Genomic DNA, 25,693 nt, shown 5'->3' on the forward strand with positions numbered 1-25,693 from the left:
TTCATTTGGAAGCTGGACTTTTTGTTTTTTTCACTACTTTATAATTTAAACTATCTTTGTTTTAGTTAAAAAACCTTCTGTGTCTACACCTTTCATCATTTACAACGCTTCCGCGGGATCGGGAAAAACCTATACACTCGTCAAAGACTATTTGCGCATTTTACTTTCTTCTGTTCAGAAAGAAGCGTACAAGCAAATTTTAGCCGTTACATTTACAAATAAAGCAGTGGCTGAAATGAAAGCGCGAATTATTGAAAACTTAAATGCATTTGCGTTTGATGAAACTGCGAAAAATTCGCCAATGTTTGTAGACTTGACGTCAGATTTAAAATTGCATCCAGCGCAGTTGCAACAAAAAGCGAAAGAAGTCCTAAAAAGTATTTTGCACAATTATGCGTTTTTTGAAGTCGCTACGATTGATAAATTTACGCACAGTGTCATTAGAACGTTTGCATACGATTTGAAACTTCCCTTGAATTTTGAAGTAGAATTGGACACGGATGCCTTGCTCAATGAAGCCGTAGATCAATTGATTTCAAAAGCAGGTGAAGACAAATTGATTTCAGAAGTATTAATCGAATATGCACTTGAAAAAGCCGATGACGACAAAAGTTGGGACATTGCGTTCGATTTGAATAAGATTGCCAAATTATTGTTGAACGAAAACGAAAAGCCACATCTGCGTAAGCTAAAAGACAAAACGCTGGAAGATTTTAGTGCGTTGAAAAGTTTATTAAAATCTAAAATTCAAGATGCTGAAAAAGCCATTGTACACATTGGCGAAGACATTTTAGCGACGATTAATGAACACAACTTGGACTTTAAAAGTTTTTCTGGCGGTTATGTCCCGAAGCATTTTCAAAAATTGGCACAAGGCAATTTTAAAGTAACTTTTGGAAGTAGTTGGCAAGAAAAGTTGCTTCAAAACGAAACATTGTACCCAAAACGCGAAGAAAATACCGCAAATGCGGATGCAATTGACACCATTCAACCAAAACTGATCGCAGCTTTTATTGAAAGTAAAGAAATTGTAATGCTGTTGTTGTTTCTAAAAAATTTCTATAAAAACGTAACGCCACTTTCTGTCTTAAACGCCATTCAACATGAGCTAGAAATCATTAAAGAAGAGCAAAATTTACTATTAATTTCCGAATTTAACACTTTAATTAGCGAAACCATCAAAGATGAACCTGCGCCGTTTATTTACGAGCGTTTGGGCGAAAAATACAAACACTATTTCATTGACGAATTTCAAGATACGTCCGAAATGCAATGGCAAAACTTAATTCCGTTGATTGCTAACAAGCTTCAAACGGAAGCGACAGGTGCCAAAAGTGGTTCGTTGACGATTGTGGGTGATGCCAAACAATCTATTTACCGTTGGCGCGGCGGAAAAGCCGAACAATTTATTGGATTGAACAAAGATGTGAATCCGTTTTTTGTGGAAAAAGATCCGCAAAACTTGCCTAGAAACTATCGCAGTTATGATGAAATTATCAATTTTAACAATGATTTCTTTCAACATGTTGCTTCATTTTTTCAACAAGAAGAATTTAGAGACCTTTATAAAATTGGTGCTACACAGCTTACAAATGACAAAAAAGGCGGATTGATTTCTTTCGATTTTATCGAAGCCAAAACAGTAGAGGAAGAATTTGAAATCATTCCTAAAAAAGTAGTGACTAAAATTCAAGAAGTACTTCAAAAAGGTTTTCAACATAGAGATATTTGTGTACTCACACGCCGAAAAAGTGAAGGAATTGCCGTAGCTGACGCCTTATCTGCTCATGAAATTCCTATTATTTCCTCAGAAACCTTACTCATCAAACGTTCGCAGGAAGTGCAATTTATCAATGATGTTTTAAAATTGGCAATTCAACCCAAAAACAATGAAGTCAAATTGCATTTATTAAACTATTTGGCAACTGAAAAATTACAGCTTCCTCAAAAACATCAATTCCTTAAAAAACATGTTGGTTTAGAACCAGAAAAACTATTTGAAGCGTTGCAGGACTTTACGTTTGACTTTACTTATTTCTTGCAATTATCGTTGTATGAAGCCGTGGAATATTGCATTCGCGCGTTTCAACTTACGTACGAATCTGACGCGTATCTTCAGTTTTTCTTAGATTTTGTATTGGAATACACACAGAAAAAACAACTCGGTTTTGCTGGTTTCTTAGAGCATTGGGAAAAGAAAAAAGATCATATCAGTATTATGGCTTCTGGTTCGGAAAATGCAGTGCAAATTATGACGATTCACAAAGCAAAAGGCTTGGAATTTCCTGTGGTAATCTTCCCATTTGCCAACACCGATATTTACAAAGAAATAGAACCGAAACTTTGGTATCCTATCAACGCAGCCGATTTTAATGGTTTTGAAGAAGCGTATTTAAACCTAAACAGCAGCATAAAAGAATATGGCGAATTGGGCGAAAGCTTGTACAACGCACGCCGATCGGAATTGGAGTTGGATAATTTTAACATTCTGTACGTTGCCTGTACGCGACCTGAACAACAATTGCACATCATCACCAAAAAAGATATAGATAGTAAAGGAAATGAGCGTTTGCAAACCTTTTCAGGGATTTTTATCAATTATTTGAAAACAAAAGAAGTCTGGAATGATGAACTTTCCACCTATACATTTGGGGACTCTGAGGCAAATCTCGCGGAAGCGGACACCATAGCAGACATTCACACGATTACACAGGAAAAATTTATCAGCACCGCCAAAGAAGATCACAACTTGCATTTAATGACCAAACAAGGTTTATTGTGGGATACTTCGCAGGAAGCGGCAATTGAAAAAGGAAATCTGATCCACGATGTGTTGGCAGAAATAAAATATCCGTCGGATTTAGAGTTTGTGTTGGATGAATATATAAGTAAAGGAATTATTGACGCGCAACAACGTGAAAAATTGGAGGAAAGTATCAGTTTGGTGGTAAATCATGTGGAAATTGAACCCTATTTTCACCAAGATAATACGGTGTACAACGAAAAAGACATCATTTCAAAAGCTGGAAAAATTCTGCGTCCCGATAGAATTGTAGTGAATCCGAATAACGAAACCATCATTATTGATTACAAAACGGGCAAACACGATCCGTTTTACGTCGAAAAAATATACGAATACGGCGATACGTTGGCGGAAATGGGCTTTTCGGTCACCAAAAAAATACTGTTGTACATCAACGAAGAAATTATTGTGAAGTATGTGTAATATTGCCCTTTATTTTGAATTTATCATAAAAAATCATGTAAAAAAGGGTGTTGTATTGCGGTAAATTCAAAAGATGCTATGGTTACTTCAAAAATCGTTACTATTTTTGTAAAAATCTAAAGAACCATGTACGGAAGCATTCAACAACACTTACAAAAAGAACTTCAAGAAATAAAAGACGCCGGATTGTATAAAAAAGAGCGTATTATTACGTCCGCTCAAGGCGCAGAAATTACGATTAATACTGGAGAAACTGTGATTAATTTTTGTGCGAATAACTATTTGGGATTGTCTTCGCATCCAGAGGTAATTCAGGCAGCAAAAGATACGATGGATACGCACGGGTTTGGAATGTCTTCAGTACGATTTATCTGTGGAACGCAGGATATTCACAAAACATTAGAGCAAAAAATTGCAGACTATTACGGTACAGAAGATACCATCTTGTATGCAGCTGCATTTGATGCCAATGGCGGTGTTTTTGAACCATTATTAACGAAAGAAGATGCCATTATTTCCGATTCGCTCAATCACGCCTCTATTATTGATGGTGTGCGTTTGTGTAAAGCGGCGCGTTATCGCTATCAAAATAACGACATGACCGATTTAGAAAAGCAATTGCAACAAGCCAATGCGGATGGCGCACGTTTTAAAATCGTCGTAACAGATGGTGTATTTTCTATGGACGGTTTGGTAGCTCCACTCGATGAAATTGTCGCTATGGCGGAAAAATACGATGCCATGGTGATGATTGATGAATGTCATGCTACTGGTTTTATTGGAGAAACTGGTCGCGGAACCTTAGAAGAAAAAAATGTAATGGGCAAAATTGACATCATTACGGGAACACTTGGAAAAGCGATGGGCGGTGCCATGGGCGGATATACCACTGGAAAAAAAGAAATCATTGAAATATTGCGTCAACGCTCAAGACCGTATTTATTTTCAAACTCGTTGGCACCAGCTATTGTAGGTGCGTCAATCAAGGTATTTGAAATGTTGGATACCGATACTACCTTGCGTGACAAACTCATGGACAATACTGCATATTTTAAAAAAGGTATTAAAAATGCGGGGTTTGATATTGTAGATGGCGACTCTGCTATTGTACCTGTAATGCTGTATGATGCGAAATTGTCTCAAATTATGGCAGACAAATTATTAGAAAAAGGAATTTATGTAATTGGGTTCTTTTACCCCGTAGTTCCTAAGGAAAAAGCAAGAATCCGTGTACAGCTATCAGCGGCACATACTAAAGAACATTTAGACAAAGCAATTGCCGCATTTACTGAGATTGGAAAAGAATTAAACGTCATTTAAAAGTTTAAATCTTAATATTTCTTAAAGGATTCTAAAAAAATTAATATATTTGTCTTTGTTAATAAGTATTAACAACTTACATTTGTCCTTTAATTAACACTTAAAATTAAATAATTAAACATGAAACATCTTAGCAGATTTTTAGTTGCTTTGTTGCTTGTAGTAGGATTCAGCAACGTAAAAGCTCAAGACTCAAATAACCCGTGGCAGATTAACATTAGCGTTAATGCTGTTGATTTCTATCCAACAAACGATATGGAAGCGGCAGGAGTTACAGGAAAGTGGTTCGACGAATACTTCAATTTAGGAGACCACTGGAATATCCTACCAACACTTTCAGCAATCAGCGTTTCTAAATATGTTGGAGACGGATTTTCTGTAGGAGTAAGAGGTTCTGTTAATAGAATTGAAAAGTTTGGATCTCAACGAGTAGAAGATTTAACGTATTACTCATTTGATGCATTAATCAAGTACAACCTTAATGAACTTTATGACTTAGGAAAATTTGATCCTTATGTAGAAGTTGGTGGTGGTTATGCTTGGGTTGATGATATCGGAGCAGGTACTGTAAACGGAGGTTTAGGTATCAACTACTGGTTCAACGAAAACATTGCATTAAATGTACAAACAACATATAAGCACTCTTTTGAGGACTATTTAGCTCCTCACTTCCAACACCTTGCAGGTATCGCTATCAAGTTTGGTGGAAAAGATACTGATGATGATGGAATTTTTGACAAAGATGATGCTTGTCCAGACGTAAAAGGTTTACCAGAATTCAACGGATGTCCTGATACTGACGGTGACGGAATTGAAGATAGTAAAGATGACTGTCCTGATACAGCTGGTTTAGCTGCATTAAACGGATGTCCTGATACTGATGGTGACGGAATTGCTGATGGTAAAGATGACTGTCCAGAAGTAGCAGGTTCTGCTGCAATGAACGGATGTCCTGATACTGATGGTGACGGAATCACTGACAAAAAAGATAACTGCCCAACGGAAGCTGGACCATCTGCAAACAAAGGATGCCCATGGACTGATAAAGACGGTGACGGAGTATTAGACAAAGATGACAGATGTCCAGAAGTAGCTGGTGTTGCTGAGAACGACGGATGTCCTCCAATTCCAAGAATGACTGTAACTGAAATTACTGAGTTAGGTAACTTAGCTAGAACAGTATACTTCAACTCTGGTAAAGATTCTTTCAAAGCTGAAACGTATGCTATTTTAGACAAAATCGTTGAGTTAATCAAAGGTTTCCCTAAAGAATCATTCGAAATCGGTGGACACACTGACAGTGTAGGATCTGATTCTTTAAACCAAAAGTTATCTGAAAAGAGAGCTAATGCTGTTAAGAAATACTTAGAATCAAAATTATCTAATAGCTTTACTGCTAAAGGATATGGTGAAGCTGAGCCAATTGCATCTAACAGAACAAGAAAAGGTAGAGCACAAAACAGAAGAGTAGAGATTAAATTGAAAAACTAATTTAAGATCTCAATAACATTATAAAAAACGCCTCGATATATCGAGGCGTTTTTTTATTTTTACAACATGAAGTCATTTCTTTCACATGTTGTTCACTACATTTTAGAAGCAAACACCGATATTAGCAATCTTACGTTGGTGTTACCAAGTAAAAGAGCTGGTGTCTTCTTAAAACACGAACTTTCTCAGCAAATTCAACAAACGTCTTTTGCACCTGATATTCTCAGTATTGAAGAATTAGTAGAACAAATTTCTGGCTATACTTCCGTGAGCAATACCGAACTACTATTCGAATTTTATACCATTTACAAGGAGTTAACCCCAAAAGATGCACAAGAACCGTTTGATTCTTTTTCCAAATGGGCACAAATATTATTGCAAGACTTTAATGAAATTGATCGCTATCTCATTTCGCATAAAGAAATTTTCAACTATTTAAGCGCCGTGCAACGCATTCAACAATGGTCGCCAGATAAGGAACCGAGCGATTTGATGAATAATTATTTGAAGTTTTGGGATAAATTAGAGCAATATTACGATGCACTTACTGAAAAAATAACGCAAAAAGGAATTGCCTATCAAGGATTGGTATACAGAGAAGCCGTAGATAGTTTGGAATTTTATCTGCAAAAAAATGAAAAGAAAAAACATTACTTCATTGGATTCAACGCTTTAAATACTGCCGAAGAAAAAATTATTCAAGAGTTTTTAGAAGTCGGTTTGGCAGAAATTTTATGGGATACAGATCATGTTTTCTTTGACGATCCTGAACACGATGCAAGTTTGTTTTTGCGCCGCCATCGCTACGAATGGAATTATTTTGAAAAACATGACTTTTCGTGGGTTGCAGATAACTTTTCAGCCAAGAAAAATATTGAAATTATTGGGGTTCCTAAAAATATTACCCAAGCCAAATACATTGGAGAAATTCTTCAAACCTTACAAAGAGAAGATGAAACGTTGCAAGATGTCGCAGTGGTTTTGGGTGATGAACAATTATTAATTCCGTGTTTAAATTCGCTTCCACAAGCCATAGAACGGCTCAATATTACAATGGGATTTCCGCTAAAAGACATTCCACTCGCCACAACGTTCAACAATTTATATCTGCTGCAAGAACATCAAAGAAACGATACGTTTTACTATAAAAATATCATCAATGTGCTGTCGGACACAAATTTACGACCACTTTTTCAACAAAAAGACAAAAATATAGCCGCAGAAATTATTGAGTATATTCAATCGAACAATATCATTTATGTAGCTACAGAAAATATTGTAGCACGTTTTCCAAAGGCACTTCAAGAAATTGCACAGCTTTTGTTTACCTATTGGAATGACAAACCAAAAGTTGCCATTCAAAATTGTATAAAATTAATTCGTTATTTAAAGGCAATATTGATCGAAGATCGAGAACAACATTTACTCTCACTAGAATATTTGTATCGTTTCAATGAAGTCTTCAATCAATTGCAATTGTTGACCAAACAACACAATTACATCTCAGATATTAAATCTTTATTGGCGTTATACAAAGAAATTATCAGCACAGAAACACTCGATTTTAAAGGCGAACCACTCCAGGGATTGCAATTAATGGGCATGTTAGAAACACGTGTACTCGATTTTAAAACCGTGATTCTTTCCTCAGTAAACGAAGGCATTTTGCCTTCTGGGAAAAGCAACAATTCGTTCATTCCGTTTGACTTGAAAAAACAGTTCAACCTGCCAACATATAAAGAAAAAGACGCCATTTACACCTATCATTTCTATCGATTATTGCACAGAGCGGAAAATGTATATTTACTCTACAACACAGAAGCTGAAGGACTTGGTGGTGGCGAACGCAGTCGTTTTTTAATGCAATTGGAAACGTACAACATGCCAAATCACACTTTAACGCAGAATGTAGTGATTCCGAAAATGCCTAAAATTGAACATGCACCGCAAGTGGTACAAAAAGAAACATCTGTCATTGATCGCCTAAAAGATATAGCCAACAAAGGATTTTCACCTTCTGCGTTGACTTCCTACATTCGAAATCCGATCGATTTTTATTACCAAAAAATATTGGGCATCAACGAGTATGAAGCAGTAGAAGAAACGGTTGCTGCAAACACGCTTGGAACGGTTGTACACGATACCTTAGAGTTATTGTATAAACCATTTGAAGGCAAAATTGTCACGACCAACGACATCAAAGCGATGTTTGGCAATGTAGAAGAATTGGTGGTGAGAAATTTTAAGAAAACCTATGGAGAAGGCAACATTCACCGGGGAAAAAACCTCATCATTTTTAATGTTGCCAAACGCTATGTGACTAACTTTTTACAGCAAGAATTGCAAACCTTGAAAAGTGGAAAAACACTGCGAATTCTTCAAATAGAACAAACCTTAAAAGCAAAAGTAGAAATTCCGGAACTAGATTTTCCTGTATTTATTGGCGGAAAAGTGGATCGTGTAGACGAATTGGACGGCGTCATGCGTATTATAGACTATAAAACGGGAAAAGTAATGCAAGGCGATGTAGAAATTGTCGATTGGGATTTGCTCACACAAGATTATAAATTTAGCAAAAGCTTTCAAGTGTTGGCGTACGCGTATATGATGCAGCATGAACAAGGATTACAGCCAGAAACCGAAGCAGGCATTATATCGTTTAAAAATTTACAAAGCGGATTTTTAAAATTTGGCACGAAAGAATCTTCAAGAGCACGCACCAAAAATCAAGCAGTGACTACAGAAACCTTAGATGTTTTTTTAGTGGAGCTAAAACAGCTCATTCTCGAAATTTGTAACATAGACATTCCATTCACCGAAAAAGAAGTGTAAGCATGATACAGAAGCTCAAAAACACCATTTTAACACGCAAAAACGACAAAAACATACTGATTGATTACTTTTTTAAAAAGAACGATCAGCCGAAACCTGTGGTCATTTTTTGTCATGGTTATAAAGGTTTTAAAGATTGGGGCGCATGGAATTTGGTGGCAGAAGCCTTCGCGGCGGCGGATTGTTTCTTTGTGAAATTTAATTTTTCACACAACGGCGGCACAATGCAACAACCGATCGACTTTCCAGATTTGGAAGCGTTTGGCGAAAACAATTATAGTAAAGAATTGAACGATTTGCACTATGTGATCAATCACATAATAAGCGATACGTTTGTTCATTCTGCGGAAGCGAACACACAATACATATCCTTAATTGGACATTCACGCGGCGGCGGAATTGTAACAATCAAAGCTGCAGAAGAACCCAAAATTACCCAACTTATTTCTTGGGCTGGTGTATGTGATTACGCAACTCGATTCCCAAAAGGAAAAGCTTTGGAAGACTGGAAAAATTCAGGTGTTTTTTATGTCGTGAATGGCAGAACCAAACAAGAAATGCCACATTTCTATCAGTTTTTTGAAGATTTTCAATCAAATTCAACGCGTTTGAATATTGAAAGTGCCGCTAAAAATATTGAAATTCCACACCTACTCATTCACGGAACTACCGATACCGCAGTTCCTGTGGAAGAAGCAAAAAAAATCCAGCAATGGAATCCAAAAAGTAAGTTGCAGCTTATTGAAAATGCTGATCATGTATTTGGCGCACGACATCCGTGGAAAGAAACCAAACTGCCAAAAGATTTACAAGAAGTGGTTGAAACGACGATTGAGTTCATTAAAAAGCAAAAAAGCGAGTCCTAAAACCCGCTTTTTCTACAACTACTATTTTTCTTATTTTGGTGGCCCCATACATGTTTCCTGGTGGCAACTATAAACAGGAGCTGTGTCTCCACTACACGGATCGCCTGTAGCGCCTCCAACCTTTGCTGTCAAGTCTTTTACTTTAAACTCGCTAATTACTTTTTTGCGTAATTGCAAGCTCTTCAAATTTTGTTTTTTCATGATTTAAAATTTTTGGTTAATTCTTCAAGTTACAAAATATATGAAGAAGCTTTCCAACGTTGAAAAGCTGCAAACAAAAAAAGCTGCTCAATGTGAAGATTGAACAGCTTTCATCGTATAAAATATTTCTTTTCTTAGTCAGTTCCTTTTAAAACCAATAAAGGCAAACGACTTTCAAAATCGACTTTCTTTACAGAGTTTTGCTCCCACAATTTTTTGAAAAATCCACGTTTGCGTCTAAACACACAAATCATATCTGGATTATTAGCATTTAAATGCTCTAATACACCTTGAAATAACGTAGAATTTTCAGAACTTCTGTATGCAGATGTAATGGCTGCCAATTCTGAATGAAACTCTAAATCTTCAGGTAAAAAATTCGGTGTTTTTATTTGTAGCAAGCGCATTTTTGCTCCAAAAACTTCTAAAATCGTTTCCAACGGCTGCAGTACTTCTTTTCGTTTGATCACACCAGATTTAATCGCTGTCAACACCTTTTTAATTGGTTTAAATGTATATCCTTCTGGCACCACTAATACGGAAATATCCGTTTGTTTTACGATGCTCCCTGAAGTACTTCCCAAAAACATTTCTTCTTTAATAGAGTTGCTTCGTGGCCCCAAAATAATCAAGTCAATTCCTAGCTCTTTATCAATAGAATTAATGCTATCAATGACATTTCCTTTCGCAGAAATTACAGATACCTCAACATCTTTCAAGTCTACACTATTTACAACTTCTTTTACGGATGTCGTTACTTCACGACTTACGATTTCATCGACATTTAAAATCGTTCCTGCTTTAGAAAGTACTTTAAATGCTCTAAATACAAATACTTTGGCGTCTACAGCTTGCGCAAAATCAATCGCGTACTGCAACGTATTCTTTGCATTTGTAGATTCTCCTATAGGAACTAAAATATGGTTCATTGTCTTAAAATTTCTGCAAAAATAATCATTTTTTAATTCAAAGGTCATTTTTCAAATTTTTAAAATATCTTTAAATGCCGAAAATATTGCATATTACTATGAATCTGAACATTCGCAAAGCCACTTCTCAAGACATTCCTGTGCTTCTGAGTATAACCAAAGCCTGTGCAAAATTTATGATTCAAAAAGGAATATTTCAGTGGAATGAAAACTATCCAAATCGCGCCGCATTTGTACATGATATTGAAAGAAGTGAATTGTATGTTTTGCTAGAAACTGACGAAATTATTGGCTGCATTGTCATTTCTACCTTGATGGATGAAGAATATAAAGCTGTCAATTGGCTTTCGCCAGATGGAGCAAATCTATACATTCACCGATTGGCAATTCACCCCAAAGTACAAGGAAAAGGTTGTGCTCAATTTTTGATGGAATTTGCCGAAAACTACGCGATAGAAAATAATTATCGTTCCATAAGATTAGATACCTTTAGTAAGAACCCTAGAAACCAAAAGTTTTACGAACTTCGTGGCTATAAAAAACTGGAAGATATTTACTTTCCCAAACAAAGTGTATATCCTTTTCACTGTTACGAACGCATTCTTTGAAAACAAAAATCACCACATCACTCGTTAACAAACTCGCTATTCCTGCGTTAATTGCTGGAGTTGCCGAACCATTGCTTTCTATCACAGATACTGCCGTGGTGGGAAACGTAGCTATAGACGCCACTGAAGCTTTGGCTGCTGTTGGAATTGCGGGCGCGTTCATTTCCATGTTGGTGTGGGTTTTTGGACAAACACGCAGCGCTATTTCCGCATTGGTTTCACAATACTTAGGAGCCAATACATTAGAAGACATCAAAACCTTGCCTGCACAAGCCATTGCCATTATTCTGCTCATCAGTTTTGTGCTGATTGCCATCAGTTATCCGTTTGCCGAATATATTTTGAAATTTTACAATGCAGAAGGCGTCACATTAGATTATAGTTTTTCATACTTCCGCATTCGCATCTTTGGCTTGCCATTTACCTTGCTCACCTTTGCCATCTTTGGCGTATTTAGAGGTTTGCAAAACACCTACATTCCTATGATTATTGCAATTTTGGGAACCTTACTCAATATTGGGTTAGACATTGTCTTGGTGTACGGAATCAAAAATTTCATTCCTGCCATGCATGTAGATGGCGCGGCGTATGCAAGTATCATTTCACAACTCTTTATGGCAATACTATCTGTAATATTATTGTTGAGAAAAACACAAATTCCTTTGACGATCAAATTGCCTTTTCACAAAGAATTACCCAAAATGACCGTCATGATTCTCAATTTAGTTATCAGAACTATTGCGTTAAATGTAGCCTTATATTTCGGAACTTCTTTTGCAGCAAAATACGGTGCGCAATACAGTGCAGCGTATACTGTCTTGCTAAATATTTGGTTGTTTGGCGCGTTTATCATTGATGGATATTCCAGTGCTGGGAACATTTTATCAGGAAGATTATATGGTGAAAAAAACTATACCGAATTGGTGCAACTCAGTCAACGATTGACAAAATATGCCATCATTGTAGGTGTAATTATGTTGATTCTTGGTAGCAGTTTATACTATCCTATCGGACGATTATTTACACAAGAAACTGCTGTTTTAAAAGAATTTTACGCTGTTTTTTGGCTCGTTTTAGCAATGCAACCTATTTGTGCCGTTGCGTTTATTTTTGATGGAATCTTTAAGGGATTAGGGAAAATGGCAACCTTGCGAAACGTATTGCTTTTTTCAACGATATTCGTATTTGTCCCAACTATTTTGGTGTTAGATATCTTCGATTTAAAACTCTACGCCGTTTGGATTGCCTTTACCTTCTGGATGATTGCACGCGGAATTCCGCTTATTTATTTATTTCGAAGAGAATTTGTGCCGAAAACGAAAGTGTAACCTTTTTATGTTGAATGTTGAATTGATGCGTACTCTTGAATCTAGTTCAACATAACATTTCTTCTCTATTTTACATTTTGTCATTCCGCATTTATTGCGGAATCCACTTTGAAGTATTATAGATTCCTGTCTTAACAGGAATGACATCTGAAAAAATCTCAATACTCATATCTAAATTCTCACTACTAAAAATATCTTCCTATTTTTGCAACACAAAATCACACATCATGACCACCACACGAAGCAACGGAAGTTTATACACCCACATTCAAAATAATATAGCAACGATCGAATTTGGACATCCTGCCAGCAATTCATTTCCAGGCGAATTGTTAGATAGATTGACCAATGAATTGAAGAAACTCTCAGAAAACGATGCTGTCAGTGTGATTATTTTAAAAAGTGAAGGCAATCGTGCGTTTTGCGCTGGTGCTTCCTTTGACGAACTCGTTGCGATTGATAATCTAGAAGACGGTAAAACGTTTTTCAGTGGTTTTGCCAATGTCATCAATGCCATGCGAACCTGCGGAAAATTAATCATTGGTCGCGTACAAGGAAAAGCTGTTGGCGGCGGCGTAGGATTGATCTCAGCGTGCGATTACGCTTTAGCAACCGAAGCAGCTTCCATCAAACTTTCAGAATTAACCATCGGAATTGGTCCGTTTGTCATTGCACCAGCCGTACAAAACCGAATTGGAAAAGCAGGATTTTCAGAATTAAGTTTGGCACCAAGCGAATGGAAAACTGCCTATTGGGCAAAAGAAAAAGGCTTGTATGCCAAAGTCTTTGAAACACAAGCCGAATTGGACAAGGAAGTAGAACTTTTCGCAGAAAAACTCGCTTCCTACAATCCAGATGCGTTGGCAGGCATGAAAAAAATATTGTGGGAAGACACTGAAAACTGGGATGAACTTCTCGCCGAACGCGCCGAACTTTCAGGAACATTGGTTTTATCAGACTTTACCAAAAATGCTTTGGCGAAGTTTAAAAAGTAGTTGTTTGTTGTTTGTAGTGCTGAACTTGATTCAGCATCTCATCATTAATTTAACAACTTGCTTCACGATTAGATACTGTCAGTTCGAGCGCAGTCGAGAACAAATTGAAAAATCTCACTTCTATGCTAAAAAGTAGGCTATACAACTATTTTTTCGAAAGAAAATAGATACATTTTTGTATTTTAGTGGTTATCATAATACTTTTATTGCATGACTGCTAAAACATACAGCTTCCATCCTGAAATATTAGAAGCAATTAAAAAAGATAATCTTGTTATGTTTGTTGGAGCTGGACTATCTTTTAATCTTGAGAATAAACAAAATCAAAAAATTGGTGACTGGAATAATTTAGTATTACTGATTTTAAATGATCTAAAAAACCAAAATTATGAAGATGCTGATTTACTCATTCCACTTATTGGTAAGTTTGATCCAATTGATATTTTAGATTTAATCGAAAAAAGGGAAACGATCAACATAGGAGTTATTAAAAACTTTACAAAAGGATTTTTTGATTTAAAAGAGGATAATGATCTATCATTACATGATAAAATTTGTAAATTAACGAATCAAATTATTACAACTAATTATGACTGTGCATTTGAAGAAGTAAACCCTATGCTTCGAAAAAACATAGCACATACTGGAAACAGACACGAATTAGTAAATTTTACAAAATCTACTATTCCTACCTTATTTAAACTTCATGGAACTTATGAACGTTCTGATTCTATGATTTTATTCTCATCTGATTACGATTCTCTTTATACGAATCCCAATAATGATGCAGAGTTAACGCTATTAACACTGAGAAACACTATTTTAAGTAAAACTGTATTGTTTATTGGCTGTAGCATGAGTGACTTTCAAATCAATGAACTATTTCAATACATTAAAACCCTAAAAGGTATTCACAATCAAAAACATTTTATTATCACAAAAAACACATTGGATAGTTCTTTAAGTTTTTTAGAAGCTATTACTATTGAAGATTATTCAGAAACTAACTTAGTAATTGAACAATTACTAAAAGAAAAAGAGCGCTTTACTAGCCAAAAAACACCTGAGCAGGAGTTATTAGAACAACAAATCAATGAAACAGAAAAAAAAGTAATTTTTCTAGAAAAAAAATTAGACAATGTTAAAAATGAAAGTGAACGTAAAAATACTTTATTAGAGCTTGGAGCTATAGAATTTTATAAGAAAGGCAGAGAATTTGAATTGAAGAAAGATTATGATAAAGCTATTGAAAAATACAAAATGTCTAACAAATTACATCCCAAAAAAAGTATTGTTTATACAAGCTGGGCTGAATGTTTAAAAGCTATTGCTAAACCAAAAAATAATAAAGAATTATACGCGAAAGCCATTGAAAAATATGAAGAAGCTATTGAGTGTGATCAAGAAAATATACTTGCTATCAATAATTTAAGTGATGCCCAAAATACATTAGGGAATTTAAAAAATGATGAAAAACTTTTTCTAAAAGCCATTGAAAATTGTAAAAAAGTTTTAAAACTTAATTCCAAATATGAAAATGCTTTTGTTAATTGGGGAAACAGCTATTTATTTCTGGGACTTTTAAAAAGTGAAGAAAATTTATTTTTGAGTTCAATTAAAATGTATGAAAGCGCTATCGAAATAAACACAAATAATTGCGCGAGTTACAGTAACTTAGGACATGCATTGTCTCAATTGGGACATCTAAAAAATGATAGAAATCTAATTAAGTTAGCGATTAAAAATTGTAAAAAAGCGATTAAAATTAATCCTAATTCAGTGGAAGGCTATAATAATTTAGCTGTAGCTTTAACTTCCTTAGGTATTTTAAAGAATAAAAAAAAGTTTCATTTACAGGCAATAGAATATTGTGAGAAGGCTATTGAAATTAATCCTAATTTTACAAAACTTCATTCTAATCATGCACTAGCACTTGGTAACCTTGGACAATTAAAAAATGACCAGAATCTTCTAAAAAAAGCAATTGAAAAATATAGCTTAGTAACGAAAGACGATCCTATATATTCCTCAGCAATATATAATTCGGGAAACTTTTTATATTATTTAGGAAAAATAAATGATGATGAAAAACTAATTAAACAAGCAATTGAAAAATATAAATCAATATCAAGCGATAAACAATTTAATTTAAAAATTAAATACAACTTAGGGACTTTATATAACTTTCTTGGTAACTTAAAAAATGATGAAAAACTAATTAAACAAGCAATTGAAAGTTACAAAAAAATACCTGATTCTAAATATTTAAGAACTACCTATAAGTTAGGAAATGCTTTGTATAATTTAGGTAATATCACAAAAGACAAAAAGAGTTATCAAAAAGCACTAGAAAAGTTTGAAATAGCATTAACAATAGAAAAAAATAATCCCTACATCTATGTTGATAGATTAAATACCTTAATTGAATTGACTTGGCTAAAAAAAGATATTAACTTATTGAAATTAGTAAAAGAAAAAAATGAAGAGTATTTTAACCTTTTCGGAGACATAAGGTATCATACATTTGAAGCAAAAATTTCTGAAATAGAAAATCGTTTAAGCCATTCTATTCTTAAAAAACCCAAGAACTAAAACCAATTTTAACACAAAAAATCCAGTTGTAGCGTTTAGATTCCTGCCTGCGCAGGAATGACAAATGGTAAAATATTCTATCTTTGCCGCATAATTGAGGACTCATGAGTAAAATTCGCATTACAAAGCAATTTAATTTTGAAACCGGTCACGCGTTATACGGCTATGACGGGAAATGTAAAAACGTACACGGACACAGTTATAAACTTTCTGTAACCGTGATTGGAACACCAATTTCAGACAATACCAACGTGAAATGGGGAATGGTGATTGATTTTACCGATCTGAAGAAAATTGTAAAAGAAGAAGTAGTAGACGTATTTGATCACGCAATTGTTTTTAATAAAAATACACCGCATAAATCATTAGCACTAACGATGCGCGGAGAAGGTCACAATGTAATTTTAGCCGATTACCAACCGACAAGCGAAAACATGGTGATTGATTTTGCAGAAAAAATCAAAAATAGACTTCCTAAAGAAATTCAACTGTTTTCATTGCGCTTGCAAGAAACCGATTCGTCATGTGCAGAATGGTTTGCCAGCGATAACCAATAAAAAAAGTAAGAGCGCTGAGTGAAGTCGAAGCGCTTTCTTATATTTACACCATGAACATTCCTGAAGGAAAAAAAATATACTTCTCTTCCGACAATCATTTGGGTGCGCCAACGGCGGAAGCTAGTTTTCCGAGAGAGAAAAAATTTGTAGCATGGCTGAACGAAATTGAACACGATGCTGCTGCTATTTTCTTGTTGGGAGATTTGTTCGATTTTTGGTTTGAATACAAAACCGTAGTTCCCAAAGGATTTGTGCGCGTACTAGGAAAATTGGCAGATTTGAGCGATAAAGGCATTCCAATTCACTTTTTTGTGGGAAATCATGATTTATGGATGCGTGATTATTTTGAAAAAGAACTCAACATTCCTGTCTACCGAGAACCAAAAGAATTCACGTTTAACAATACTACTTTTTTGATTGGTCATGGAGACGGATTGGGTCCTGGTGACAAAGGATACAAACGCATGAAAAAGGTGTTTACCAACACGTTTTTTCAATGGTGTTTTCGCTGGTTACATCCAGATTTAGGTGTGCGATTGGGACAATACATGTCGGTAAAAAACAAACTGATTTCAGGTGATGAAGACGCCAAGTTTTTAGGCGAAGAAAACGAATGGTTGGTGCAATATTCCAAACGAAAATTAGAAACCAAACACTATGATTATTTTGTGTTCGGACATCGTCATTTGCCGCTAGAAATTGACCTCAACGAAAAAAGCCGCTATGTAAACTTAGGCGATTGGATTCAATATTACACCTACGGAGAATTTGATGGGAAAACGCTGTCTTTGAAAACGTTTGAACCGAAGCAGTAATTTTTTTGTGAGCCAAGACTGTTGGAGGCTGGAATCTAAACGCTTTCAATGATCATTCCTTTATCCTTGAGAATATGTACTATTTCAAAGTAGATTTCGATACAATTTTCTATCGAAAATCGAACAGACGGAGGACAATTGCTTCTTTTTGAAACATCATTGCGAAAGTTTTGTAAAACTCGTGGCAATCTGTTTGTTTCCAACACTATTTTTAGTGAGAATTAGAAACAGATTCCTTCGTCGTTTCTCCTTGGATGACGTATTGAAAAATTCAACATCAAACATTTAAAATAAAAAAAGATGAGTTATATAATGGTAGACATAGAATCTGACGGACCAATTCCGGGCGACTATTCTATGATATGTTTTGGAGCTGTTTTAGTAGATCCTTCGCTTGACAGAACCTTTTACGGAACCCTAAAACCTATTTCTGAGCAATTTGATCCGACAGCGTTGTCAATTTCGGGATTTTCACGAGAAGAAACCTTAGCATTTGACAATCCGAAAACGGTGATGAGCAATTTTAAAACATGGATTCAAGAAAACTCCAAAGGACGACCTATTTTTATCAGTGATAACAATGGCTTCGATTGGATGTTTATTTGCTGGTACTTTCATCATTTTATCGGCGAAAATCCATTTGGCTATTCTTCAAGAAGACTTGGCGATTTGTATTGTGGATTGGAAAAAGACACGTTTGCCAAATGGAAACATTTACGCAAAACTGTACACACGCACAATCCCGTTGACGACGCCATGGGAAATGCTGAAGTATTATTAATGATGAAAAAAGAAATGGAGTTAAAGATTAGTTTGAAGTAGTTTTTTTGTTAGAGCCAAGACTTTTAGAATCTAGATTCAAGATGTTTTCTGATATCATTCCTGCGTGTCACATTGAGCGTAGTCGAAATGAAGGCAAGAATCTATACTATTTCAAATAAAATTTCGATAGTCGTGTTGATTTGGAAATCTTTAAGAGCGACAGTGATCTAAACCCAAAGTTTCTAAAGTCGGACTTTTTGATAGAAGATTCAAAAACGATTGACTTATTTTATAAAAAATCCAACATTTAAAAACGTAACATTATAAAAAAGTATAAAGGCGCTTACGCTGAGCGTGTCGAAGCCTGTCCAACATCCAACATCTTTTTTTCAATAATCGCTTCAAACTGTTCCAAATACATCTCTGTAATGCGTTTTATAGGAAAGGCAGTAGCAGCTTGATAATTGGTTTTTCCCAACGAGATTCTGTATGCATCATTGGTCACAATCGCTTCAATAGCATTTGCCAAGCTGTCTATGTTTTCAGGCTCAAAAAATTCGCCTCGATAGCCTTCATCTTTTACTAATAATGCTAAATCGCCCAAATCTGGCATCACAACCGCTTTTCCGTAACTTCCTGCTTGGTGCAATACTCCAGAACTTCCCGTGGTAGCTGTATATGGAAATACAACCACAGCACTTTCGTGAAACAACGAAGCAACGTCTTTTTCTTCTACATAGCCTGTAAACGTCAGTTGCGGAATGTGTTTGTATTGTTCTTGAACCGTTGCCAAATATCCTGGCACATTCGGATTGTCGGTTCCTGCAATGACAATTTCTAAATGTAAACCTGACGTTTTTCGAACTTTTTCCACCGCTTCAATCATGGTTTCTACTTTTTTGTAGGTTCCAAATTTTCCAAACGCCATCACTTTTAAAGCTCCATGAGGCAAAGTGAATGTTGGTTTTTGCGCAATTTCAAACGTTCCGTGCGGAATCATCGTGATGTTATCCGCTAAATATTTTTTCTCTAAAATAGCTACATACTTTTTCATCGTTACGGCAACAGTATCCGCTTGAAGAAGCAATTTTGTTAAGCTTGTACCAATGAAATTATAAACTTTTTGTACTAGTTTATTTGAGGTGAACCCTGCACTTTTTAAATCGACTTCTTCTAAAATATTATGAAGCAATACAATGTTGGGAATGTTTTTTAACGAGCAAATCCACGGAAGCATTAAACCTAAGGCAGCAGCTACTTTTTTGTCGCCAAACTTCATAAACTGCAAATTGAATAGCACAGCATCTGGTTTTGTTTGGTTGATCGCTTTAGTCACCGAAAAGAGGTTTTTATAGCTGTTAAACTTCCAGCATTCTTTCACGGTGATTTTACAGCCAGCTTCGGGAAAATTTAAATCTTTTGTTTCTGGTGTGGCATCGGTAAGCAAAATAAGTTCAGTAATCTGTTTCTTCTGGCGAAAACTTTTTACTAAGTGATATGCGTATTCGTTTAGGGTGACTTTACTTGGTGGATATGCAGTTACGATGGCTAACTTCATGAGAATGTGTTTTTTAATTATAATACAAATGTGCAGTTTCTACTTCTGAAAAATAGACGACTTGTGCCGAAATGCAAGTATGTTTCGGTGAAATGAAAGAATGTTTGGATTTCATTTCGACTCTGCTCAATGTGAAACATTTTTGCTGTGTTCATTTGAAAATGTGTTTCATAGTTTATTCCGCAACACTTCGACTCCGCTCAGTGTAAAAGTGCGGAATGACAAAACGTAGTATTTTCAAAGTAGAATTAGTTTTCACTAGTAATAGATTGCCACGTGTTTTTTCAAAATACTCGCAAGGACGTATCAAACAAATTGACAAATTTACAGCAGTAAGAAACCCTTTAAAATTTAAAAGAAAAGCGATCTTAAAAAAACTAGTTGTTTTTGAAGAAAAAGCCCAACTGCACTATCAACAACAAAACCATCGCGATGATTTGTACATGCACAACTTGGGCTAAATTTTCATGGAAGAAAATGACCAACACAATTTGAAACATTCCAAAAACTCCAGAAAGTACTACGGGAATGTATTTGTCTAACGATAAATAGTAATAGGCGAAAATATTGGAGAGCGCAAAAATACCTGTCGCCAGTGCGTATTTCCATAACAATGGTGTGATGGAAAGATAGCTTTCACCAAATAAAATCGTGACGATTTGTGTTGGAAAGAATACACAGCCCAAAATAATCACAGCTGCAATTCCTGCAATGTAGGTTACGTATTTTAATAAAATTGGAACCGTAGATTTTCCCTCTTTCTGCAATTTTACAACCGTTGGTAAGAGCAACATCACAAACATCCAAGCAATGAAATAGACAACACGTCCAATCAACGCAAGTGAAGCGTACAATCCTGCATCATAAGATTCAAAATAGTGTTTTACAAGTAGAATATCACTGTTGTTAATGATAATTTGTGTGAGTTCATAAAAGGCCGTGATGATGAAAAAGTTACGCACCAATTTGTTTTGCGATTTGTTCAATTCATTTTTCCTTTTCCAAGAAATATTTTTCAGGTTGAACGGAATCAATCCGCAGAAAAAAGATGCTAAAATTCCCAAAGAAATGATCAAAGAAGAGTCAATTTGTAAAAAGTATAAAAGTGCCAATGTAATTGCCAACCGACTGATCATTTCTGCTTGATACGTTACCGAAAGTGACACCAATTGTTGTGTTCCTTGAAAAATACCGCGATTTACACTCATGATAAAATACAGCGGAATTCCCAATCCGAAAACCACAAACATGCTGGAAGACGATGTTTTAAAAAACAGGTGTAATTCGTTTGCAAAGCACACGATTAAGAAACCTACAACAATTCCAGTAATCACAGATTTTTTGTACATATTGGAAGCAAAAACTTTGAAAACAGCAGCTTCAAACAGTACAGAAAACTTTGCTGTGACCAGTTGAAACGTCATTGCTACAAAAGATAACACCAATAAAAAAGTGATTAAAATCGCAGCGTCGGCAAACTTTTCAGGTCCTAAAAAACGACCTAGCAATAAATTATATATGTAGTTTCCGCCATTTACTAACAACACGCTTCCCATAAATACATGTGTAGCGGAAAGGTTGTTTTTTACTTTTTTTACGATTGCAATCATGCGTTATTTTTTTGTGATTTCAGTTTGAAAATATCATCACTTTTATTCGTTTTTGCGATGAATTCTGCTACAAATATCTCTGAAACACCACGAAAATAGGCGTGTTGTCGGTGAGATTCAATTTTCTTACGATGAATGATCGGTAGGTTGTGCTTACCTTACAATTGATTAAAAACAAAGACAATGCACTCAAAATATATCGTACTTTTTTCGTTTCTATTTACAAGTATTTTTTGCTTCTCTCAGAATATGAAAGATGGTTTTTCATTGTTGGAAAACGGAAAGTATCAAGAAGCAGAAACATTTTTTAAAACCATTTTGCAAGACTATCCAACGAATAAAACGGCGCGCTTGTGTTACGGTCGCGCAGTTGGACTCCATGGCAATTCTGCGGAAGCGAAAAAAATCTTCACCAAGTTAGTAAACGACTTTCCAAACGATTTTGAAGTGCAGTTGAATTACGGCGAATCGTTATTGTGGAACCGAGAGTTTAATCTCGCGAAAGCGTATTACCAAAAATTAGTTGCAAAAAATGCCACGAGTTTCCCTGCGTTGTTAGGTTTTGCCAATACTTTATCGAACTTACAAGAATATGACGAAGCCTTAGTGTATGTGCATAAAGCCTTGGAAGTTTCGCCGGGAAATCCGAACGCGTTGACGTCTAAAAAGTATATTTATTTAGGCAATGCCTACCAAAAACAGCAAAAACAAGAATATGTAGCAGCAGAAACTTTGTTAAAAAAATGTCTGTCGCTTTTCGCGAATGATACAAATGCCTTGTTGAATTTGGCAAATTTGTATTTGATTAAAAGTGAATTTGAAAATGCCGAAACAACCTATAAAACACTGTTTGAAAACGCTGAAACCGAAATAGCTACAATTGCTGCATTGAACGGATTGGCATTGGTGAGTCATTTGAAAGGAAAGGAAAAACAAGCTTTAAACACAAGTAAAAAATCGTATGATCGTTTAAATACGATTTCAAATTCATCTATAAAACAGCAAACGACAGAACGTTATATTCAGGCATTAATTTGGAATAAAAAGTATACAAAAGCGAAACATTTAATTGATGAAATCATTAAAAAACAACCCAACAAAAACTGGATTTTAGCCTTACGCGCAACGTTACATGTGTACAAAAGTAACTTTAAAAAGAGTTTGGCTGATTACGATCAGATTTTAGCAAACGATTCCACTTCCTTTGATGGAAACTTAGGAAAAGCCAACGTGTTAAAAGCCTTAGGTCGTTATGATGACGCCATCGCTACCGCAGAAAAGACGCTGACATTTTATGACAATCAGAAAGATGCGATGACCTTTTTGAAAGAGTTGGACACAAAGTTTTCACCTTTTTATGATGGAAAAGCCTCGTATACATTTGACAATGGCGATAACGAAGCGTTTTCGGTGCAAAATACGGTTGAGTTTCCGTTTTCGACACGTTTGAAACTTCTCGGAAACTATAAATACCGAACTACAAACAATACAATAACCAATAACAAAGCGACTTCGCACGCACTTTCAGCAGGTTTGGAATATCAATTGTTGCCAACGATAACGTTTAAAGGAACATTCGGACTCACAGCTGCAACTGCCGAAACGAATGATTTTACGCAGTTATTAGCAGATGTATCGTTGCACATAAAACCGTTTAAATTACAAACGTTGGATATTGGGTACAAACGTGAAATTCAAAGTTTCAATGCCGATTTGTTGGATCGTGAGATTGCACAAAACAACTTCTACGCGAATTACAATGTGAGTACCAATTTCAATTTGGGTTGGTTTACGCAATATTATTACACGACGCAAAACGATGGTAATTCTAGGAATTTACTGTTTACGTCTTTATACTATAACATTTTGAGCAAGCCTTCTTTAAAAGTTGGGTTGAACTATCAGTACATTACGTTTGAAAATCAAGTGCCAAGTATATATTTCAGTCCCAAGAAATTCAACGCTGGTGAAGTATTTCTCAACCTCATCAAAGATGAAAACGTGACAAAACCCACCGAATGGTTTTACGAACTCACAGCAGCTACAGGTTTGCAGTATATTGAAGATAACGAAAGTCAGAGTACATATCGTTTTCAAGGGAAATTAGGCTACAAATTCTCTGATCGTTGTTTGGCAAATATCTTTGGAACACGCAGTAATATTGCTTCCGCCACGGCTGCTGGGTTTACGTTTACGGAAGTTGGAGTTAGGGTGAAGTGGGTTTTTGGGGAGAAGTAGAATTCAATCAATATCTTGTTTGAAAAACCCTGTGCTAGTTGATGTTTTAAATTTACTTAATTAGAATCTTTTTTATAACTTGTTAGAACAAAATTCCAAAGAAAATAATGACAAGGAAAAACTGGTCAAGAGAGGAAACTATTATTGCGTTTAATGCGTATTGTAAAATACCTTTTAAAAATAGTAGTAAAACAAATCCAATGGTTATAAAATACGCCAAGATCATTGGAAGATCACCATCAGCTTTGAATATGAAGATAGGTAACTTTGGAAGATTAGATCCAGAGTTGAAAAAGAAAGGGATTATAGGTTTAGTTAATGGAAGTAAACTTGAAGAAGATATTTGGAATGAGTTTAATGGAAATTGGGAAAAGTTAGTTTTTGAAAGTGAAAAGTTAATTTTAAAATTTCAAAAAAAAGAAACTCAAGATATTAATTTAGAATATATACCACAAGGAAAAGAAAAAGAAATAATTATCAAAACAAGAATAAATCAAACTTTTTTCAGAAGCACAATTTTATCCTCATATAATTCAAAATGCTGCATAACTGGACTTTCCATACCCGATCTTTTAATTGCTAGTCATATAAAACCTTGGTCAAAAGATATTAAAAACAGAACAAACCCTCACAATGGATTATGTTTAAATTCAATTCATGACAAAGCTTTCGACAGAGGATTAATAACAATAACACCAAATTTTAAAGTTAAAATATCCGAATTCTTTGATGACTTTTCACAAGATAAAGCTGTAAAAGATTTCTTTACTAAGTATAACAATCAAAATATTATAAGGCCAGAAAAGTTTTTACCTAAAAAGGAATTTCTAGATTATCACTTTCAAAATATATTTATAAAATGAATAAATTTCAAGCCATTAATGTGGAATATCTAAGAGGATCCAGAACATTAGAAACAATATTAGTTACAAAAAAAAATTCCAGTAAAGTATTTTATATATATAATTATGAGGGAAACTCATTTAGAGTTTTTGAAAACTTATTAAGTTTAATGAAGTTCTTCCAAAATAAATTTGAAGGTAATTTTCACTTTCAAACCGAAACCGAACTTGATGAGTTTTTGGCTAAAGTAAAAATATCACCTTAAACTTAACTTCTTATTAAAAAGACAAAAAATTACTTCATTTCCACTTTTCAACCAACCAATTAAAATTACCGCGAATAGTAGATAATTAATTACTTAACAATCAATCTTAGCGTTTTGTATATCTGTATTTTACTTTTCAAAGTACAGATATAAGGTGTTTAGGTGCAAGAAAACTAAATGCTGACTAATGTCTTTAGTACGAATACGTTAAACCCTAACTTCACTACTCACACTTACTGATTAGTTCTTTTTTAGTTTACTACAATTCAGTGAATCGTAGTATAGGTTATTATTCTTTTATCACTATTGATTCTATTTTAGTTCCACTTATAACTTTTAAAATCACATCTTATGAAAAAAAAGAATTTAAAAAACCTGAATTTAAGCAAAATTTCTATTTCTAATTTACATGCCACTAAACGAGGAGCTATTGTTTCTTGCTCAGTTGTTGAATGCGGACAGTCGGATACAACAATCACTACAATTCCGCATCCTGCTGATTCCGGAACTTGTAATACGATGCAACATCCAGGCTGTAGTGATAATACATTGGCTGCTGATTGTGAGTCTCTAGGATATTGTCCTGATACGTTTTGGTGTCGAACTGTAGCATAATTGGAACTAATCAAAAAGGCAAAAAGAATCACTTCCTTTTGC

General features: G+C 35.0%; 20 protein-coding genes. 16 read left to right on the forward strand and 4 right to left on the reverse strand.

Annotated elements, in window-relative coordinates; translation table 11 throughout:
• Positions 1-79 precede the first annotated feature (79 nt).
• The 5 genes from KORDIASMS9_RS04840 to KORDIASMS9_RS04860 all read left to right on the forward strand — a co-directional run bounded on the left by KORDIASMS9_RS04840 (position 80) and on the right by KORDIASMS9_RS04860 (position 9,735).
• Positions 80-3,226: an exodeoxyribonuclease V subunit beta gene (locus tag KORDIASMS9_RS04840; RefSeq protein ID WP_114901759.1), complete on the forward strand. Its 3,147-nt coding sequence runs from the start codon at positions 80-82 to the stop codon at positions 3,224-3,226.
• A gap of 126 nt (positions 3,227-3,352) precedes the next feature.
• Positions 3,353-4,546: a glycine C-acetyltransferase gene (gene kbl / locus KORDIASMS9_RS04845; RefSeq protein WP_114901760.1), complete on the forward strand. Its 1,194-nt coding sequence runs from the start codon at positions 3,353-3,355 to the stop codon at positions 4,544-4,546.
• 120 nt (positions 4,547-4,666) lie between these two features.
• A complete protein-coding gene (locus KORDIASMS9_RS04850) occupies positions 4,667-6,037 on the forward strand; it encodes an OmpA family protein (protein ID WP_114901761.1) in 1,371 nt (456 codons plus the stop codon).
• A gap of 66 nt (positions 6,038-6,103) precedes the next feature.
• Positions 6,104-8,869, forward strand: coding sequence for a PD-(D/E)XK nuclease family protein (locus tag KORDIASMS9_RS04855; protein WP_114901762.1), 2,766 nt, complete (start codon positions 6,104-6,106; stop codon positions 8,867-8,869).
• Positions 8,870-8,871: 2 nt separating this feature from the next.
• Entirely contained in the window at positions 8,872-9,735 is an 864-nt protein-coding gene (locus tag KORDIASMS9_RS04860; RefSeq protein WP_205318031.1) for a S9 family peptidase, read from the forward strand.
• A gap of 30 nt (positions 9,736-9,765) precedes the next feature.
• On the opposite strand, the gene KORDIASMS9_RS23090 is transcribed toward KORDIASMS9_RS04860, so the two are convergent.
• Positions 9,766-9,936, reverse strand: a complete 171-nt coding sequence (locus tag KORDIASMS9_RS23090; RefSeq protein ID WP_162819766.1) for a hypothetical protein — start codon at positions 9,934-9,936, stop codon at positions 9,766-9,768.
• Between the two features lie 134 nt (positions 9,937-10,070).
• On the reverse strand, positions 10,071-10,865 hold the full coding sequence (locus KORDIASMS9_RS04865; protein WP_114905150.1) for a universal stress protein: 795 nt from the start codon (positions 10,863-10,865) through the stop codon (positions 10,071-10,073).
• Between the two features lie 74 nt (positions 10,866-10,939).
• Here KORDIASMS9_RS04865 and KORDIASMS9_RS04870 point away from each other — a divergent pair, with 74 nt between their 5' ends.
• The 7 genes from KORDIASMS9_RS04870 to KORDIASMS9_RS04900 all read left to right on the forward strand — a co-directional run bounded on the left by KORDIASMS9_RS04870 (position 10,940) and on the right by KORDIASMS9_RS04900 (position 18,582).
• Positions 10,940-11,473: a GNAT family N-acetyltransferase gene (locus tag KORDIASMS9_RS04870; protein WP_240321131.1), complete on the forward strand. Its 534-nt coding sequence runs from the start codon at positions 10,940-10,942 to the stop codon at positions 11,471-11,473.
• Complete coding sequence (locus KORDIASMS9_RS04875) at positions 11,470-12,801, forward strand: MATE family efflux transporter (protein WP_114901763.1); 1,332 nt, start codon at positions 11,470-11,472, stop codon at positions 12,799-12,801. The genes KORDIASMS9_RS04870 and KORDIASMS9_RS04875 overlap by 4 nt, the downstream gene beginning before the upstream one ends.
• A gap of 227 nt (positions 12,802-13,028) precedes the next feature.
• Positions 13,029-13,796, forward strand: a complete 768-nt coding sequence (locus KORDIASMS9_RS04880) for an enoyl-CoA hydratase/isomerase family protein (protein ID WP_114901764.1) — start codon at positions 13,029-13,031, stop codon at positions 13,794-13,796.
• A gap of 210 nt (positions 13,797-14,006) precedes the next feature.
• Positions 14,007-16,388 (forward strand): SIR2 family protein, encoded by a 2,382-nt coding sequence (locus KORDIASMS9_RS04885; RefSeq protein ID WP_114901765.1) that lies wholly within the window; start codon positions 14,007-14,009, stop codon positions 16,386-16,388.
• 104 nt (positions 16,389-16,492) lie between these two features.
• Positions 16,493-16,945 carry a 6-carboxytetrahydropterin synthase gene (locus KORDIASMS9_RS04890; protein ID WP_114901766.1) on the forward strand — a complete coding sequence of 151 codons (453 nt, stop codon included), beginning with the start codon at positions 16,493-16,495 and terminating at the stop codon, positions 16,943-16,945.
• A 50-nt stretch (positions 16,946-16,995) separates the two neighbouring features.
• Positions 16,996-17,760, forward strand: coding sequence for a UDP-2,3-diacylglucosamine diphosphatase (locus KORDIASMS9_RS04895; protein WP_114901767.1), 765 nt, complete (start codon positions 16,996-16,998; stop codon positions 17,758-17,760).
• Between the two features lie 300 nt (positions 17,761-18,060).
• Entirely contained in the window at positions 18,061-18,582 is a 522-nt protein-coding gene (locus KORDIASMS9_RS04900; RefSeq protein ID WP_114901768.1) for an exonuclease, read from the forward strand.
• 283 nt (positions 18,583-18,865) lie between these two features.
• Here the strand turns inward: KORDIASMS9_RS04900 and KORDIASMS9_RS04905 are convergent, their stop codons facing one another.
• Together KORDIASMS9_RS04905 and KORDIASMS9_RS04910 are read right to left on the reverse strand one after the other, a co-directional pair.
• Positions 18,866-20,080 (reverse strand): glycosyltransferase, encoded by a 1,215-nt coding sequence (locus KORDIASMS9_RS04905; RefSeq protein WP_114901769.1) that lies wholly within the window; start codon positions 20,078-20,080, stop codon positions 18,866-18,868.
• Positions 20,081-20,457: 377 nt separating this feature from the next.
• Positions 20,458-21,690: an oligosaccharide flippase family protein gene (locus tag KORDIASMS9_RS04910; RefSeq protein ID WP_114901770.1), complete on the reverse strand. Its 1,233-nt coding sequence runs from the start codon at positions 21,688-21,690 to the stop codon at positions 20,458-20,460.
• Between the two features lie 183 nt (positions 21,691-21,873).
• On the opposite strand from KORDIASMS9_RS04910, the gene KORDIASMS9_RS04915 reads away from it, so the two are divergent.
• The 4 genes from KORDIASMS9_RS04915 to KORDIASMS9_RS04930 all read left to right on the forward strand — a co-directional run bounded on the left by KORDIASMS9_RS04915 (position 21,874) and on the right by KORDIASMS9_RS04930 (position 25,651).
• Positions 21,874-23,928: a tetratricopeptide repeat protein gene (locus KORDIASMS9_RS04915; protein ID WP_114901771.1), complete on the forward strand. Its 2,055-nt coding sequence runs from the start codon at positions 21,874-21,876 to the stop codon at positions 23,926-23,928.
• 107 nt (positions 23,929-24,035) lie between these two features.
• Positions 24,036-24,791, forward strand: a complete 756-nt coding sequence (locus KORDIASMS9_RS04920) for an HNH endonuclease (protein WP_114901772.1) — start codon at positions 24,036-24,038, stop codon at positions 24,789-24,791.
• Positions 24,788-25,036 (forward strand): hypothetical protein, encoded by a 249-nt coding sequence (locus tag KORDIASMS9_RS04925; protein WP_114901773.1) that lies wholly within the window; start codon positions 24,788-24,790, stop codon positions 25,034-25,036. The genes KORDIASMS9_RS04920 and KORDIASMS9_RS04925 overlap by 4 nt, the downstream gene beginning before the upstream one ends.
• 351 nt (positions 25,037-25,387) lie before the next feature.
• On the forward strand, positions 25,388-25,651 hold the full coding sequence (locus tag KORDIASMS9_RS04930) for a hypothetical protein (RefSeq protein ID WP_114901774.1): 264 nt from the start codon (positions 25,388-25,390) through the stop codon (positions 25,649-25,651).
• The last annotated feature ends 42 nt before the right edge of the window (positions 25,652-25,693 follow it).

This window comes from Kordia sp. SMS9, assembly GCF_003352465.1.
GTDB lineage: Bacteria > Bacteroidota > Bacteroidia > Flavobacteriales > Flavobacteriaceae > Kordia.